The organism is Porphyrobacter sp. AAP60 (assembly GCF_001296025.1).
Classification (GTDB): Bacteria; Pseudomonadota; Alphaproteobacteria; order Sphingomonadales; family Sphingomonadaceae; genus Erythrobacter.
In genome coordinates, this window is sequence record NZ_LJHV01000002.1 from 371,089 (window position 1) to 385,837 (window position 14,749).

At 62.7% G+C, this 14,749-nt stretch carries 17 protein-coding genes, 2 tRNA genes and 1 other RNA gene; 12 read left to right on the top strand and 8 right to left on the bottom strand.

From position 1 onward, the window contains the following. Window positions 1–3: 3 nt before the first annotated feature. Both IP79_RS02270 and IP79_RS02275 read left to right on the top strand, forming a co-directional pair. Window positions 4–1,317, top strand: coding sequence for a dihydrolipoamide acetyltransferase family protein (locus IP79_RS02270; RefSeq protein ID WP_054117614.1), 1,314 nt, complete (start codon window positions 4–6; stop codon window positions 1,315–1,317). 118 nt (window positions 1,318–1,435) lie between these two features. Further along, window positions 1,436–1,512, top strand: a tRNA-Asp gene (locus IP79_RS02275). Between the two features lie 59 nt (window positions 1,513–1,571). On the opposite strand, the gene IP79_RS02280 is transcribed toward IP79_RS02275, so the two are convergent. The 5 genes from IP79_RS02280 to IP79_RS02300 form a co-directional block, all read right to left on the bottom strand. Further along, entirely contained in the window at window positions 1,572–1,814 is a 243-nt protein-coding gene (locus IP79_RS02280) for a DUF2842 domain-containing protein (RefSeq protein WP_054117615.1), read from the bottom strand. Further along, on the bottom strand, window positions 1,814–2,386 hold the full coding sequence (locus IP79_RS02285; protein ID WP_054117616.1) for a 5-formyltetrahydrofolate cyclo-ligase: 573 nt from the start codon (window positions 2,384–2,386) through the stop codon (window positions 1,814–1,816). Before IP79_RS02285 ends, IP79_RS02280 begins: the two co-directional genes overlap by 1 nt. 211 nt (window positions 2,387–2,597) lie before the next feature. Further along, a non-coding RNA gene (gene ssrS, locus IP79_RS15160) (6S RNA) lies at window positions 2,598–2,771 on the bottom strand. Between the two features lie 10 nt (window positions 2,772–2,781). Further along, complete coding sequence (locus IP79_RS02295; RefSeq protein WP_082336961.1) at window positions 2,782–3,240, bottom strand: cell division protein ZapA; 459 nt, start codon at window positions 3,238–3,240, stop codon at window positions 2,782–2,784. Window positions 3,241–3,246: 6 nt separating this feature from the next. Then, entirely contained in the window at window positions 3,247–3,462 is a 216-nt protein-coding gene (locus IP79_RS02300; protein ID WP_054117619.1) for a hypothetical protein, read from the bottom strand. A 260-nt stretch (window positions 3,463–3,722) separates the two neighbouring features. Here IP79_RS02300 and tkt point away from each other — a divergent pair, with 260 nt between their 5' ends. The 7 genes from tkt to thiE all read left to right on the top strand — a co-directional run bounded on the left by tkt (window position 3,723) and on the right by thiE (window position 10,658). Then, entirely contained in the window at window positions 3,723–5,699 is a 1,977-nt protein-coding gene (gene tkt / locus IP79_RS02305) for a transketolase (protein WP_054117620.1), read from the top strand. 15 nt (window positions 5,700–5,714) lie between these two features. Beyond that, a complete protein-coding gene (gap, locus tag IP79_RS02310; protein WP_054117621.1) occupies window positions 5,715–6,722 on the top strand; it encodes a type I glyceraldehyde-3-phosphate dehydrogenase in 1,008 nt (335 codons plus the stop codon). 135 nt (window positions 6,723–6,857) lie between these two features. Further along, a complete protein-coding gene (locus tag IP79_RS02315) occupies window positions 6,858–8,060 on the top strand; it encodes a phosphoglycerate kinase (protein ID WP_054117622.1) in 1,203 nt (400 codons plus the stop codon). 1 nt (window position 8,061) lies between these two features. Further along, a complete protein-coding gene (locus IP79_RS02320; RefSeq protein ID WP_054117623.1) occupies window positions 8,062–8,487 on the top strand; it encodes a nuclear transport factor 2 family protein in 426 nt (141 codons plus the stop codon). Window positions 8,488–8,489: 2 nt separating this feature from the next. Then, window positions 8,490–8,942 (top strand): PaaI family thioesterase, encoded by a 453-nt coding sequence (locus IP79_RS02325; protein WP_054117624.1) that lies wholly within the window; start codon window positions 8,490–8,492, stop codon window positions 8,940–8,942. 154 nt (window positions 8,943–9,096) lie between these two features. After that, window positions 9,097–9,981 (top strand): fructose bisphosphate aldolase, encoded by an 885-nt coding sequence (locus IP79_RS02330; protein WP_054117625.1) that lies wholly within the window; start codon window positions 9,097–9,099, stop codon window positions 9,979–9,981. Between the two features lie 47 nt (window positions 9,982–10,028). Continuing rightward, a complete protein-coding gene (gene thiE, locus IP79_RS02335; protein WP_054117626.1) occupies window positions 10,029–10,658 on the top strand; it encodes a thiamine phosphate synthase in 630 nt (209 codons plus the stop codon). A gap of 193 nt (window positions 10,659–10,851) precedes the next feature. Here thiE and IP79_RS02340 read toward each other — a convergent pair whose 3' ends face one another. Then, complete coding sequence (locus IP79_RS02340; protein WP_054117627.1) at window positions 10,852–11,523, bottom strand: imm11 family protein; 672 nt, start codon at window positions 11,521–11,523, stop codon at window positions 10,852–10,854. A gap of 212 nt (window positions 11,524–11,735) precedes the next feature. Continuing rightward, window positions 11,736–12,134, bottom strand: coding sequence for a hypothetical protein (locus tag IP79_RS02345; protein WP_054117628.1), 399 nt, complete (start codon window positions 12,132–12,134; stop codon window positions 11,736–11,738). A 173-nt stretch (window positions 12,135–12,307) separates the two neighbouring features. Between IP79_RS02345 and efp the strand changes: the two genes are divergently transcribed. The 3 genes from efp to IP79_RS02360 all read left to right on the top strand — a co-directional run bounded on the left by efp (window position 12,308) and on the right by IP79_RS02360 (window position 14,071). Continuing rightward, entirely contained in the window at window positions 12,308–12,871 is a 564-nt protein-coding gene (gene efp, locus IP79_RS02350) for an elongation factor P (RefSeq protein ID WP_054117629.1), read from the top strand. Between the two features lie 142 nt (window positions 12,872–13,013). Further along, window positions 13,014–13,832, top strand: a complete 819-nt coding sequence (locus IP79_RS02355; RefSeq protein WP_054117630.1) for an inositol monophosphatase family protein — start codon at window positions 13,014–13,016, stop codon at window positions 13,830–13,832. Window positions 13,833–13,986: 154 nt separating this feature from the next. Then, window positions 13,987–14,071: transfer RNA gene (locus tag IP79_RS02360), tRNA-Leu, on the top strand. Window positions 14,072–14,099: 28 nt separating this feature from the next. Here the strand turns inward: IP79_RS02360 and IP79_RS02365 are convergent. Continuing rightward, the gene (locus IP79_RS02365) at window positions 14,100–14,681 is read right to left on the bottom strand and encodes a hemerythrin domain-containing protein (RefSeq protein ID WP_082336962.1); all 582 of its coding nucleotides are present in this window, start codon (window positions 14,679–14,681) and stop codon (window positions 14,100–14,102) included. Window positions 14,682–14,749: the final 68 nt, after the last annotated feature.

Here is a 14,749-nt window from a genome sequence, read left to right on the forward strand (position 1 = left end):
CCAATGGCCAAGTTCACATTCAATATGCCCGACGTGGGCGAAGGCGTGGCCGAGGCGGAAATCGTCGAGTGGCACGTCAAGATCGGTGACCGGGTCGAGGAAGACCAGCACCTTGTCGATGTGATGACCGACAAGGCGACCATCGATATCGAAAGCCCGGTGGGCGGAACCGTGGTCGCGCTGGCGGGCGAGGTGGGTGACACCATCGCCATCGGCGCGATGCTGCTGGTGATCGAGGCCGATGGCGAGGGTGAGGCTGAGCCGGAACCCGAAGCCAAGGCCGAAGCGACGATAGAGGGCGATGCACAGGCAGAAGCACAGGCAGAAGCCGAGGCAGAAGCGAGCGCCGACCAGATTGAAAACGAAATGTCCGATGCCGAAGGAGCGGAAGAGGCGGCCTCAACCGCACCCGCACCTGCTCCCGCGTCAGCGCCAGAGGCCCATACGAAAGTTCTCGCCAGCCCCGCCGTGCGCCAGCGTGCGCGCGATCTGGGCGTGGACCTGGCCGAGGTGAAGCCTGCCGAGGATGGCCGCGTGCGCCACGGCGATCTGGATGCTTTCCTCGCCTACAACGCAGGCAGCGGTTTCGGAGCGGCGGGCAAGGTGCGCGCTGACGAGTCGATCAAGGTGATCGGCCTGCGCAAGCGCATTGCCCAGAACATGGCCGCCGCCAAGCGCAACATCCCGCATTTCACCTATGTCGAGGAATGCGATGTCACTGATCTCGAAGTGCTGCGCGCCCAGCTGAACGAAGGCCGTGGCGATCGCCCCAAGCTGACAATGCTGCCGTTGCTGATTACCGCGATCTGCAAAGTGGTGCCGCAATTCCCGATGATCAATGCGCGCTTCGATGACGAGGCGAATGTGGTGACGCGTTATGGCAGCATCCACCTCGGCATGGCGGCGCAGACCGATGCCGGGCTGATGGTGCCGGTGATTCGCGACGCCCAAAGCCGCAATCTGTGGCAGCTGGCGCGTGAAATCGGGCGTCTGGCCGAGGCCGCGCGCAGCGGCAAGGCGACATCGGAGGAGCTTTCCGGATCGACCCTGACGGTCACCTCGCTCGGCCCGCTGGGCGGGGTGGCGACCACGCCCGTGATCAACCGTCCGGAAGTTGCGATCATCGGCCCCAACCGCATTGTCGAACGCCCGATGTTCGTTTCCGACGGCATGGGCGGCGAACGAATCGCCAAGCGCAAGCTGATGAATATCTCGATCAGCTGCGATCACCGCGTGGTTGATGGCCATGATGCGGCAAGCTTTATTCAGGGCATCAAGCGCCTGATCGAAACCCCGGCGTTGCTGCTGGTGGATTGACTTGAAATATTGCGCCGGCGGGTGCGCGGAGGGCGTTGACAGCCCGAAGCGACCGCCCTAATGGCGCTGCTCCAACGAGCGGGACGGCATCGCCGAAACGCTCCGGAGGAAACAATGCGCGGGTGTAGCTCAGTTGGTTAGAGCGTCGGCCTGTCACGCCGAAGGTCGCGGGTTCGAGCCCCGTCACTCGCGCCACTTTCCCCAAGCGGGAAGTGGCCCATCCCCCAGACGCATTGATCCTTGAAAGCCGCAGGTTATTCCTGCGGTTCGCCTGACACGGGCGGGCTCCAGCTGCCGGTTTCCATCCAGATCAGGAACCGCTTGAGCGGCAACAGCCAGATCAGGCCCAGCACCACATAAACAACCGTTTGCGCCAGGCCCGGCCAGCTTCCGATGATACCGGGGGCGTAACGGGCGATGATCACGCCATAGACGATCAGCCCGATGAACAGGCTGATGATGCCGAAGGGAATTCGCCAGGTCGGGGTTTCACGCATCAGCTGATTCCGTAAATGCGGGTTGGGGTGACAACCGCGTTTAGCGGCATATCATGGGGTTCAAGTGGCAAGGAGGCGCACAGCTGCACGTCCCACGCCATCCCAATGGTCAGGCGCGCCGGATGTTCCGCCAGCCAGCGATCATAATGCCCGCCGCCCTGTCCAAGACGCTGCCCCTCGGCGGTGAAACCGATCAATGGGACGAACAGGATGTCGGGGATCAACAGTTCGGCATCGCTCGCTGGCTGCATCATGCCGAACGGGCCGGGCGCAAGATCGCTGTGTGCGTGAGGATCGGTGTGGCGGGCAAAGACCATCGGCGAATCGCGGGTCTCAAACCGGGGCAGGGCGATGGCGTGCCCGGCTTCATGGAAGAACCGGGCATAGCCCTGCGCGGGTGCTTCGTATGGGCCGGAATGATAAAGCCCTATCACCGCGTCGGACGGGACACGCGCTGCGATCGGCGCAGGCGGCCTGTGAAACAGCAGCCCGCGGATCGAATCCGGCAGTGCCTCCACATGGGCCTTGCGCGCAGCGCGCAGAGAGCGGCGGAGTTCTGGTTTGGTGTTCATTGCATGACCTCTGCCTCGCAAGTGAAGAAAAAGCAGGGCTTCGACAAGCTCAGCCCGAACGGTGGCTGGCACAAAACGGATATAAGGGGGGCGGAACACAAAAACGGCCCGGGGGGCCGCAAGCCCGACCGGGCGCCCGCAGCGACGCGGCCCTCGGGCCGCATGAGCGAGGAAATCGCACGCCCGGAGGGGCGTGCGGAAACAAGAAAGTGACGGAACCACCATGGGTCGTTTGCGCTAGAAATCCTCTGACGCGTTTTACGTCAGGTGGGCGCCGTATGCCCAAGCTTTCCGGACGAACCGGCAGGCAAGGGCAGGGACAGCTCCCATTTGGATTACTTATAGCCTCAGGGATGTTCAATCGGCTCGTGCCGGGCAGTCCCGCCGTATCCTATCTAGGCGCTTGTGACCGCCGCTTCAAGCGCGGCTGCATTGGCTTCGGCGCGATCGGCGAGCGCTTCCAGCTGGCTGGCAAGATTGTCAGTCAGCTGGTCGGTTGGGGTGGGGCCGGCTTCCTGGTCGAGGACAGCCGGCGCGGCGGCAGCGGCGCGGGCCTCGCCCAGATCACGCTCCAGCTCGCTGATCGCGGCACGCAGCGCCTCGACTGCTTCGGGGTCGACTGTGGCAGGGGCGGCAGGCGCATCCCCCATACCCTTACGCGCCTCGGCCAGCTCATCGGCAAGGAACAGCGCGGCAAACAGCAGGTTCTGCGCTTCCAGCGGCGCACGCGACGTGCCTAGCTGCGCGTATTTTTCCGCTATCATCGCGCCCAGCTGTGTGATGTGCGCTTCCTGCCCATCGGCACAGGCCACGGAGTAACTTTTGGGGCCAATCGTGAGAGTTACGGTGCTCATCGGGCGTTACTCTTCCAGCTTGGCCAGAACATCGTCAAGTTCGCGAAGGGTTTCCGCAACTTGTTCGCGCAACTTTTCATGGGTGTTGACCAGCCCGATGACCCGCGCCGATCCGCCTGCGGCCTTTCCGCCAGCATCGCCAACCGCATCACGCGCGGCTTCGATCCGCTCCAACGCGGCTTTGATGCGTTTCATCGCGCTGTCGATACGCTCGGCACTCATGGGGCGTAGCGATACCAAGATAGCGGTGGCAGCGCAAAGGCTTGATGGGGTCTGTTGATAAATGCCTGCGACCGGCCGGTGGATTGACCCGGCACACCATGCCCGCGCAAGGTTGACCTGTCCTGATCGCTCGGCAATGGCACAGCCCGCAATCGAGGCATCGAATCGCTCGCCCGCCGCTATGGCTCGAAGATCAAGGCGCGGTCGGTTTTGGCCCGGATCAGCGATGATCAGGGCAGCATCAGGAGATACGCGCGCCTATGACGTTCGAACCAGCCCGCCTCCAGCAGATGGCCAATGCCATCCGCGCCCTTTCGATGGATGCGGTGGAGGCCGCCAATTCCGGTCACCCTGGCATGCCGATGGGCATGGCCGATGTGGCCACGGTGCTGTTTACCGGTCATCTCAAGTTCGATCCCTCCGCGCCGGACTGGGCCGACAGGGACCGCTTCGTGCTGAGCGCGGGCCATGGTTCGATGCTGATCTACAGCCTGCTGCACCTGTCGGGCTATGCTGCGCCGACAATTGACGACATCCGCAATTTCCGCAAGCTTTCAAGCCCTTGCGCCGGACACCCCGAAAACTTCCTGCTTGACGGAGTGGAATGCACCACCGGGCCGCTGGGGCAGGGCATTGCGATGGCAGTCGGCATGGCGATGGCCGAGCGGCATCTGAATGCCGTGTTCGGCCATGAACTGGTCGATCACCGCACTTGGGTGATTGCGGGTGACGGGTGCCTGATGGAAGGCATCAACCACGAAGCCATCGGGCTGGCCGGCCACCTTGGCCTCGGCCACCTCAACGTGCTGTGGGACGACAACCGCATCACCATCGACGGGGCGACCGATCTTTCGACCTCGGAAGACATCAAGGCCCGCTATGCCGCCACAGGCTGGCATGTCACCGAGTGCGACGGGCATGATTTCGCCGATATCGAGCGTGCGCTGAACGAGGCCAAGGCCGATCCGCGCCCCTCGCTCGTCGCCTGCCGCACGGTCATCGGCAAGGGCGCGCCCAACAAGCAGGGCACCAGCGCCACGCACGGCGCAGCACTCGGCGCGGCCGAAGTTGCTGCTGCCCGCGAAACACTGGGCTGGAGCGCCGAGCCGTTCGTGATCCCTTCGGAAATCCTCGCCGATTGGCACATGGCGGGCGAACCGGGCCGCCGCGCGCATGGAACCTGGGCGGGCCACCTCGAAGCCAGTCCGCACAAGGCCGAATTCGAACGACGCATGGCAGGCGAACTGCCGGAAGGTTTCAGCCTTGATGACCACATCAACGGCCTGATCGCCGCGCCGCAAAAGATCGCCACCCGCAAGGCATCCGAAATCGCTCTCGCCGCGATCAACCCGATGCTGGCCGACACCATTGGCGGCAGCGCCGACCTGACCGGGTCGAACAACACGCTGGCGGGCGGGATCGGCACCTTCAACCGTGACAATTACGCCGGCCGCTATGTCTATTACGGCATCCGCGAATTCGGCATGGCTGCGGCAATGAACGGCATGGCGCTGCACGGCGGCGTGATTCCCTATGGCGGCACGTTCCTCGTCTTTACCGACTATGCCCGCGGCGCAATTCGCCTGTCTGCCTTGCAGCGCGCGCGCGTGATCTATGTGATGACGCATGACAGCATCGGGCTGGGCGAAGACGGGCCGACCCACCAGCCGATCGAACACCTTGCCTCGCTGCGGGCCATGCCCAATCTGCTGGTGATGCGCCCTGCAGACGCGGTGGAAACTGCCGAGTGCTGGGAACTTGCCCTGCGCCAGGCCGACCGCCCGACCGTGCTGGCGCTGACCCGCCAGAACCTGCCGCAATTGCGCACAGAAGCGGGCGAGAACCTTTCGGCCAAGGGCGCCTACCGCATCAAGCAGGCGGACGCTGCGCGCAAGGTCGTGATCCTTGCCAGCGGTTCGGAAGTCGAAATCGCCATGGCCTGCGCCGCCGAGCTGGAAACGGCAGGGGTAGGCGTGGATGTCGTCTCGATGGTCTGCACCGAATTGTTCGATGAACAGGATGCCGCCTACCGCTCCGATGTGATTTCCGGCGATGCGCTGGTCGTTTCGATCGAGGCAGCCAGCACCTTTGGCTGGCAGCGTTACACCGGCACCGGCGGCCTCAACATCGGGATCGACAGCTTCGGCGCTTCGGCCCCGATTGCCGATCTTTACGCCCATTTCGGCCTCACCGCAGCGGCAATCGTGCCGCAAATCCAGAACAAATTGAACGCTTAAGCAGGAGAACCTCTCATGGCCACCAAAGTTGCCATCAACGGCTTCGGTCGCATCGGTCGGCTTGTCGCCCGCGCCATTCTTGAACGCACCGATCATGATCTCGATCTGGTCGCGATCAACGATCTGGCCGATGCCAAGTCGAACGCGCTGCTGTTCGCTTTCGACTCGGTGCATGGCCGTTTTGCTGGCGAAGTGACCGCCGATGGCGATGCGATCATCGTCAATGGCAAGCGGATCGCGGTGACCAAGGAACGTGATCCCGCCAATCTGCCGCATGCCGCGATGGGCGTGGATATCGTGCTGGAATGCACCGGCTTCTTCCAGTCGGACGAAGCCAGCCGCCCGCATCTGTCCGCAGGGGCCAAGCGCGTGCTTATCTCCGCGCCTGCAACCGGCGTGTCGAAGACCATCGTTTACGGCGTGAACCACGAAACGCTGACGGCCGATGATGTGATCATCTCCAACGCCAGCTGCACCACCAATTGCCTCGCGCCGGTGGCGAAGGTGTTGAACGACGCGATCGGGATCGAGCGCGGATTCATGACCACGATCCACAGCTACACCAACGATCAGCGGATGCTCGACCAGATCCACTCCGATCTGCGCCGTGCGCGGGCGGGCGCGCAGAACATGATCCCGACCACGACCGGCGCGGCCCGCGCTGTCGGCCTGGTGCTGCCGGAACTGAAGGGCAAGCTGGATGGATCGAGCGTGCGAGTGCCGACGCCGAATGTCTCGATGGTCGATCTGGTCTTCGTGCCAAGCCGCGATACCTCGGCCGAGGAAGTCAACGCCGCGCTGAAGGCCGCTGCCGATGGCCCGATGAAGGGTGTGCTCGATTTCACCAATCAGCCGCTGGTTTCGAGCGATTTCAATCACTATCCGGCGTCTTCGACCGTCGATTCGCTGGAAACCAGCGTGATGGAAGGCAAGCTTGCCCGCGTGGTCAGCTGGTATGATAACGAATGGGGCTTCTCCAACCGGATGATCGACACCGCCGGGGTAATGGCGAAGTTTTTGTAACCGCTCTCCCCTCCCGCTTGCGGGAGGGGAGCGAGACTTGCGAGCTTGCTCGCTAGTCGCAGCGGGGTGGGCCTGCGCCGCGCTCGTGCCCACCCCCGGCCCCTCCCGCAGGCGGGAGGGGGGAAGGAGCAAGCAATGCCCAAGTTCAAAACCCTCGATGATCTGCCCGCCGACCTGACCGGCGAGGTCGCTTTGGTGCGCGTCGATCTCAACCTGCCGATGAAGGATGGTTCGGCCACAGATGTCACGCGGGTGGAGGCGGTGCGGCCCACCATCCTCGAACTCGCCGGGCGCGGGGCCAAGGTGCTGATGCTGGCGCATTTCGGGCGACCGGGCGGCCAGCGCTCCTCGATGCTGTCGACCAGCATGGTCGTTGGCGATGTCGAAGAAGTGCTGGGGGAGGAAATTATGTTCATCCCCGAACTCACCGGCCCCGTGGTGGCACAATCGGTCGGCATCTTGCGCAGCGGCGATATCGGCTTGCTTGATAATACGCGCTTCTGGCCGGGCGAAGAAGCCAATGATCCCAATTTCGCGCAGGCGATTGCGGCCAACGGCACGCTGTATGTCAACGATGCCTTCAGCGCCGCGCACCGGGCGCACGCGACCACCGAAGGGCTGGCGCAGTTCCTGCCTGCCTATGCCGGTCGTTCGATGGAAGCCGAACTGAAAGCGCTCGACGCCGCGCTCGGCACGCCGCAGCAGCCGGTTGCCGCCGTGGTGGGCGGGGCGAAGGTTTCGAGCAAGCTGGCCGTGCTCGAACATCTGGTCGGCAAGGTGCAGCACCTGATCATTGGCGGCGGCATGGCCAACACCTTCCTTGCCGCGCGCGGGGTCAATGTCGGCAAGTCGCTGTGCGAACATGAATTGGCGGATACCGTTGCCCGCATCATGGACGAAGCCGATCTTGCCGGATGCACCGTACATCTGCCCTATGATGTGGTGGTGGCGACCGAATTTGCCGCTAACCCCGCCAGCTTGCGCACCTGCAACGTCCATGAAGTCGCCGCGGACGAGATGATCCTCGATCTCGGCCCGCAGGCGACCGAAGCGCTCGCCGATGTGCTCAAGACCTGCCGCACGCTGGTGTGGAACGGGCCGCTGGGCGCGTTCGAGACCGAGCCCTTCGATACCGCCACAGTCGCGCTGGCGCGCACCGCAGCGGCGCTGACACAGGATGGATCGTTGATCAGCGTGGCGGGTGGCGGCGATACGGTTGCGGCGCTGGCGCAGGCCGGTGTGACGGGTGATTTCACCTATATTTCAACCGCTGGTGGGGCCTTCCTCGAATGGATGGAAGGCTGCGTGCTGCCCGGCGTCGCCGCGCTCGAAGCCTGATATGGGTGACGTAACCGGCGAAATCGAGGCGGCGCAATTGCGCTTCATGCGGGCCTGGGTGGCGAGCGATGGCAAGGAAGCCAAAAAGCTGCTGGCGCGCGACTTTACTGCGATGATCGGCACGCTGCCGCCGCAGCTGCTCGACCGGCCCAGCTTTCTGGCAGCGCTGGATCGCGGCTTTGCCTGCACCAAATTCGCCCTGCGAGAGGTGTACGTGAGGCAGCATGGCAAGGCGGCCTGGCTGGCGGCAGGGGCCGAACTGGATCTGCGATCGGGCCTTCAGGCGTGGTCCGGCCCGTTTCTCCTGTCCGGCCTGTGGCGCAAGGGCGCGATCGGTGGCTGGAAGCTGGCCGAATTGAGCCTTGGAAAGCTGGAAGAGGCTGATGGCTTCGCTGCCGCGGTCAGCAAGCTGCAATTGTGGAAGTGAGCATGAGCGAAGCGGTAGAAACCAGTTACGGCAGGCTTTCGGTGATGGAATCGGGCGAATTTTCCGGTTGGCGGTTCTGGCAGGGCGATCCGTTCGAAACCCGCTCCGGCCCGTTTTACTACCGCCGCGAAGATGACGGCACCTACATCAGCGCCTTCCGCGCCGAACCGCGCCACATGAACGGCGGCGGTTTCATGCACGGCGGGTGCCTGCTGACCTTCGCCGATTTCGCGCTGTTTGCCATCGCCACTGATACACTGGCTGGCGATCATGCAGTGACGCTGAACCTTGCGGGCGACTTTCTGGGGTCGGTGCAATCGGGCGCGCTGGTCGAGGCGCGGGGCGAGGTGACGCGCGGCGGCGGCAAGACCATTTTCGTGCGCGGATTGGTGACGGGCGACGGGCAACCGGCGCTCAGCTTCAGCGGGATTATTCGCCGCCTTTCGAGGCGCTGAAACCGTACATCTGCCGGTTTTGTGCAAGTGCAGCATCGGCTGTTGCAGCGATGCAAGCGGGGCGCTAAGGGCGCGGTCACGGGTTTATGCATAGGTATGCACAGACCACCGGGCCGCATCACACACCGCCACCGCGCCATTGGAGAACGCCGCAATGAACACCCAGGAAATGACTGCCCGCATCGCCACCGGACAGGGGTTCATCGCCGCGCTTGACCAGTCGGGCGGATCGACCCCCAAGGCGCTGCGCGGTTACGGGGTGGATGATGGCGAATGGTCGGGCGAGGACGAGATGTTCCAGGCGATCCACGCCATGCGCGCCCGCGTGATCACCTCGCCCTGCTTCGGCAGCGGCAAGGTGCTCGGCGCGATTTTGTTCGAACGCACGATGGACGGGCAAGTCGACGGCAAGTCCACCGGCGATGCGCTGAAGGCGCGCGGCATTGTGCCCTTCATCAAGGTCGATGAAGGTCTGGCGGACGAGGCTGATGGCGTCCAGTTGATGAAGCCGATGGTGAAACTGGCGGCATTGCTCGAAAAGTCGGTCGCGGCCGGCATGTACGGCACCAAGATGCGTTCGGTGATCAAGTCAGCCAACCCCGCAGGGATTGCCGCAATCGTCGCCCAGCAATTCGAGGTTGGCGCTCAGATCATCGCCGCAGGGCTGATGCCGATCATCGAACCCGAATATGATATCACAGCCGAAGACCGCGCCGAGGGCGAGGCGATCCTGCTGGGCGAGATCACGAAGCACGTGGATGCCCTACCGGAAGGCCAGCAGGTTATGCTCAAACTTTCGATCCCGGCCACAGCGGGCCTCTACACCCCGCTGACCCAGCATCCCAAGGTGCTGCGCGTGGTTGCGCTGTCGGGCGGGTTCTCGACCGATGATGCCTGTTCGCGCCTTGCTCGCAACCCCGGCATGATCGCCAGCTTCAGCCGCGGGCTGTTGCAGGATCTGCGCAAGGGCCAGTCGGATGACGAATTCAACACCGTGCTCGGCAAGGCGATCGACCAGATCGCTAGCGCCAGCGTCTGAAGCGGCAAAGCGTGACAGGCGCGGCGTAAAGCATTAGCGAGCGCCGCATGACCGATACCCAGCTCTATCTCATCTCGCCGCTCGATGTGACCGGCGACTTTCCCCAACGGCTCGAACGGGCGCTGGTGGCGGGGAAGGGGCTGGTTACGGCCTTCCAGTTCCGGGTGAAGGGCGTGGACAGCCACGAGGCCGCCGCACTGGCAGAACCGCTGCAGGCGATCTGCGCGGCGCATGATGTGGCCTTTATCGTCAATGATTCGGTGAGCCTCGCCAAGCGGCTGAAGGCTGACGGGGTGCATCTGGGGCAGGACGACGGTTCACCGCGCGACGCACGCGAGGAACTGGGCCGCGAGGGGCAGATCGGCGTCACCTGCCATGCCAGCCGCCACATGGCCATGGATGCGGGCGAGGCGGGGGCCGATTACGTCGCGTTTGGCGCGTTCTACCCCTCGACCACCAAGGATAAGGGCCCGGACGCCGAGGTGCCCGATCTTGAACTGCTGCAATGGTGGACGCAGATTTTCGAAATCCCCTGCGTCGCCATCGGCGGGATCACGCCGGATAACTGCGCGCCGCTGATCGCAGCGGGTGCGGACTTCCTTGCCGTGTCGGGCGCTGTGTGGGCCGGGGATGAAGTCGCGGCCATCGAAGCCTTTGCGAAGGTGATGCAGCGATAATCACCACTTGCGCCGCCCAGGCTTGATCCGGGTTCTGGCTTTTCGCCCCTCACCAAAGTCAGCCAAGCCCCGCGTCAAGCACGGTGCGATGATGTTGGGCGGGATCAGTCGATGGATGACGGGTTTCGGGAATGGCCGAGATGGCTGCCGATGGCCGGAACTGGGTGGAAAGGGGAATGTCTGGTATGATGGTCTAGACCTGATCGAACTCCTTAAGGCCAAAGCCCCTCAAATCAGCAGCCTCCATTGCATCGCCAAAAGCATTGGAGCAGTGCACAAAGCCCCGCACACGATGAGGATCGCGCCACAGATGGTTTTCTCCAATGGCTGCGAGGCTGAATACCGGCTTCTGAGGAGGTTCAGCCTCAGCATCGATGTGCCACGAACCTAAACGAAACCCATCATCTTTTCGTTTGTTATAGTCTCCGTCCCACGGGATGGTCGTATGCTCAGGATCAAGGCTATCGATCAAAGTGCAGCAAACAAACCAGTAGAAGGTATCGAACGGATCGGTATCGTTTCGATTGAAATACATTTCAACCGGTAAGAACTGATGCACTCCGGGTTCAAAACATTCAACCAGATCGCGGAACCTTCCCGATACCAGCATGATCTCGTTATTGCCGAAGGCGTAATCAGGCGGCAACTTGCTTTTGCTTTTCCAGATCATCGCCTTCGGAGCAGTTTCAGGCGCGATGGGATGACCATAGCCCAAGCGCCGACTAGGATTACTTTGGCTTTTTGCATGCAGGTCCACCGCATCTGGATGCAGATAATCGACCTTTGTCCATGCTTCATTGCCGCCCACAGTTTCAATGTCGGGCGTCGTCTCATAGACACTGACCTTGCCAAGCGAATAGACCATCGCACTTTCTCCCGCAGCACACGCGCAATGTGTTCGCTTAAGCAGGACCGTTTACGCTATTCTTAATCGCTACCAAATGGCTGGACCCTCGACGATGATCAGTATGGCCGCAATGACCACTTTGGGGTCGCTTGCCGACCGGCAGGTTTTGTCCCTCAGGCAGCACAAGCGGACATAGCCTTGAGGCCGATCCGCACTCCCCGCTTCTCAGCCTAGCCCGCTCCGCCGAGCCGGGTGCAGATCAGCTTGCTGGGTGAACCATCGCGGTTCAGTTTTTGCAGGGTATTTTCGCCAAGCCGCTTGAAGCGCTGGTCTTTCTTCGGGCCGCGGGTGAAAATTACCTCGTTGCCGCGCATCAGATAGATGCCCGTGCCTTCGTCGTTGAGATAGCTTGAGGCCGTGCCAATCCGAAAGCCTTCTTCGGGCACTTCGACAAAGGCCGCGCTTCCGGCGTCACCGGGCAGCGTGCACTGCCAATCGCCATGTTGCAGAATGCCGAGCATCCCCGTTGATGGCCGGGCGGCGGCGTTCTGGCTGCGGGCATGATCGGGGATGGTGGCAGCAGCAGCAGCAGCGCCAACAATCAGCAGGATGACATAACGGGTCTTCATAAGGATGCGGCCCTTACCAGCCGATCCTGCGATAAGCCACGTCTTTTCCGCTGCCGATAGCCCTGCGCTTGCCCGGATCGGCAGGCTCGGCTATGGGCGCGCATCATTTGAGCAGGATACGCCGGTTGCGGCGTTGCGCCTCTCCTCAGTCTCGCACAAAGGCCCATAGCCCCATGAAGATCAGCGGCGTCGATATTCGCCCCGGCAATATCCTTGAATATGAAAAAGGCATCTGGAAGGTCGCCAAGATCCAGCACACCCAGCCGGGCAAGGGCGGGGCCTATATGCAGGTCGAAATGAAGAACCTGCAGGATGGCCGCAAAACCAACGTGCGTTTCCGCAGCGCCGACACGGTCGAACGCGTTCGGCTCGACACCAAGGAACACCAGTTCCTTTATGCCGAAGGCGAAGACCTGGTGTTCATGGATAATGACACCTTCGAACAGATCACGCTGCCCGGCGATCTGCTGGGCGATGCGCGCCCCTTCCTTCAGGACGGGATGCAGGTTAACCTGGAATTGTGGGACGAAAAGCCGATCTCGGTTGAACTGCCCTCGCAGATCGAAGCCATGATCGTGGAAGCCGATGCCGTGGTGAAGGGGCAGACCGCTTCGTCCAGCTACAAGCCGGCGATCCTCGATAACGGCGTGCGCATCATGGTGCCGCCGCATATCGGCAGCGGCACGCGCATCATCGTCGATGTGTACGAACAGGCCTACGTCGGCAAGGCGAGCTGAGGCCGCACCCACCGTTCGTGTCGAGCGAACATCCCCGTTCGTGTGAAGCGAACACCCCGTTCGTGTCGAGCGAAGTCGAGACACCCTTGCGTAACGGCAAGGCCTCTCGACCCGGCTCGAGACGAAAGGCAGAGAGTTTGAAATGGCAGCTATTTCCGGCCTGATCCGCGTGATGGAACGCGCCGCGCGCAAAGCGGGCGGGCGTTTGCGGCGCGATTTCGGCGAAGTCGAACATTTGCAGGCGAGCCGCAAGGGCCCGGCCGATTTCGTGAGCAAGGCCGATATTCGCGCCGAACGCACGATCTATGACGAATTGCTCGCCGCCCGTCCGGGCTGGGGCTTTGTCATGGAAGAAGCCGGCGTGATCGAAGGCGATCCCGGCATGCCGCGCTGGATCGTCGATCCCTTGGATGGCACGACCAATTTCCTCCACGGCATCCCGCATTTCGCTATTTCCATCGCCGCGCAGGAACCGCGGCTTGATGGCAAGGGCTGGGGCGATGTGGTGGCAGGGGTGGTGTATCAGCCGATCACCGATCAGACCTTCTGGGCCGAAAAATCACGCGGCGCATGGTTGCAGGATGCGCGCCTTCGGGTTTCGGCCCGTTCGCGTCTGGCGGATTCGCTGGTGGCGACCGGCGTGCCATTCTTCGGCCACGGCGACTTTGCCGAATGGAGCCGGATTTTCGGCGCGATCGGGCCTGAAGTGACGGGCATCCGCCGGTTCGGCGCAGCATCGCTCGATCTGGCTTACGTGGCGCAGGGCCGGTTTGACGGGTTCTGGGAAAGCGGCCTGTCCGATTGGGATACGGCAGCAGGCTGCCTGCTGGTGCGCGAGGCGGGCGGTTTCGTGTCCGATTTCCGCGGACGGTCGGAACCGATTCACGCCGCGCAGGTACTGGCAGCCAATGATGCGCTGCATTCCAAGTTGCACAAATTGCTCGCCGGGGCTTTGCGATAGGGTTTCAGACGGCGTTTTGGCCGCGCCAGGTGCGGTCCAGACCCGTCGTGACCCCTGCCAGGTTCGGCTTAGGCCCATGTTTCACGTGAAACACTGGCGCAAGATGCTTGATGCAGGCCGCACACCTCGCTAACAGCCGTGCTCCCGCGCAGGCGCCCCTGTGGTGGAATTGGTAGACGCGCTCGACTCAAAATCGAGTTTCGAAAGAAGTGCCAGTTCGAGTCTGGCCAGGGGCACCACCTTCACCGCTGCCGATTGTTGCGGCTGTTACTGCGCCGCCTTCTCCTCCGTTTTGCGGCGTTCGAAAACGCTCTTCATATGACGCAGATCCGCATCGTTCAGATGCTTTTCCGCCGCAACGAACTGTTCCTGCTCTTCCTCGCGCAGGTGGTGGAGATATTTTTCCTTGAGCGCATCAAACCGGCGCAACCAAGCCGATGATGCCATGTCGATTTCTTCAAGCTCTTCGATCAGCTTGTCGATCTGGTAGTGTTCGGCCACGGCATGGCGGCCGTCGTCGGTTGTCTCGGGCTTGCGTAGCACGCTTGACCACAAGGCCTGTTCCTCTGCCGCAGCATGGGACTGCATTTCGCGGGTCAGTTCAGCAAACAACATTCGGCGATCCTCGGAATCGCCCGTGGTTTCCTCGACCATGGCGATCAACGCGCGGTGATGATCGTGGTCTTCGACAAGGCGCCCGAAAATGTCGGGGTTTCCGCGAAACGTGGTCGCAGGGGTGCTGCCGATGCGCACCGCCAAGTGCGGTGCAAGGCGCTTTGCCTGCGCGAAGGCTGCGGATTTCGCTTCGGTTTCTTTTGCACGGGCATTGCGTTGCGGGGCTGCGGACATCGCGGACTCCTGTCGAACTTGCGGAAAAAGGGTGGGGCGGCAGCTGTTGAGTGCCGCCGCCCCGGGGG

Bases quoted from the DNA above. Each gene is read 5' to 3' on its own strand.
- IP79_RS02270 (WP_054117614.1), top strand. From the start codon at position 4: ATGGCCAAGTTCACATTCAATATGCCCGACGTGGGCGAAGGCGTGGCC.
- IP79_RS02280 (WP_054117615.1), bottom strand. From the start codon at position 1,814: ATGCGTGAAACCCCGACCTGGCGAATTCCCTTCGGCATCATCAGCCTG.
- IP79_RS02285 (WP_054117616.1), bottom strand. From the start codon at position 2,386: ATGAACACCAAACCAGAACTCCGCCGCTCTCTGCGCGCTGCGCGCAAG.
- IP79_RS02295 (WP_082336961.1), bottom strand. From the start codon at position 3,240: ATGAGCACCGTAACTCTCACGATTGGCCCCAAAAGTTACTCCGTGGCC.
- IP79_RS02300 (WP_054117619.1), bottom strand. From the start codon at position 3,462: ATGAGTGCCGAGCGTATCGACAGCGCGATGAAACGCATCAAAGCCGCG.
- tkt (WP_054117620.1), top strand. From the start codon at position 3,723: ATGACGTTCGAACCAGCCCGCCTCCAGCAGATGGCCAATGCCATCCGC.
- gap (WP_054117621.1), top strand. From the start codon at position 5,715: ATGGCCACCAAAGTTGCCATCAACGGCTTCGGTCGCATCGGTCGGCTT.
- IP79_RS02315 (WP_054117622.1), top strand. From the start codon at position 6,858: ATGCCCAAGTTCAAAACCCTCGATGATCTGCCCGCCGACCTGACCGGC.
- IP79_RS02320 (WP_054117623.1), top strand. From the start codon at position 8,062: ATGGGTGACGTAACCGGCGAAATCGAGGCGGCGCAATTGCGCTTCATG.
- IP79_RS02325 (WP_054117624.1), top strand. From the start codon at position 8,490: ATGAGCGAAGCGGTAGAAACCAGTTACGGCAGGCTTTCGGTGATGGAA.
- IP79_RS02330 (WP_054117625.1), top strand. From the start codon at position 9,097: ATGAACACCCAGGAAATGACTGCCCGCATCGCCACCGGACAGGGGTTC.
- thiE (WP_054117626.1), top strand. From the start codon at position 10,029: ATGACCGATACCCAGCTCTATCTCATCTCGCCGCTCGATGTGACCGGC.
- IP79_RS02340 (WP_054117627.1), bottom strand. From the start codon at position 11,523: ATGGTCTATTCGCTTGGCAAGGTCAGTGTCTATGAGACGACGCCCGAC.
- IP79_RS02345 (WP_054117628.1), bottom strand. From the start codon at position 12,134: ATGAAGACCCGTTATGTCATCCTGCTGATTGTTGGCGCTGCTGCTGCT.
- efp (WP_054117629.1), top strand. From the start codon at position 12,308: ATGAAGATCAGCGGCGTCGATATTCGCCCCGGCAATATCCTTGAATAT.
- IP79_RS02355 (WP_054117630.1), top strand. From the start codon at position 13,014: ATGGCAGCTATTTCCGGCCTGATCCGCGTGATGGAACGCGCCGCGCGC.
- IP79_RS02365 (WP_082336962.1), bottom strand. From the start codon at position 14,681: ATGTCCGCAGCCCCGCAACGCAATGCCCGTGCAAAAGAAACCGAAGCG.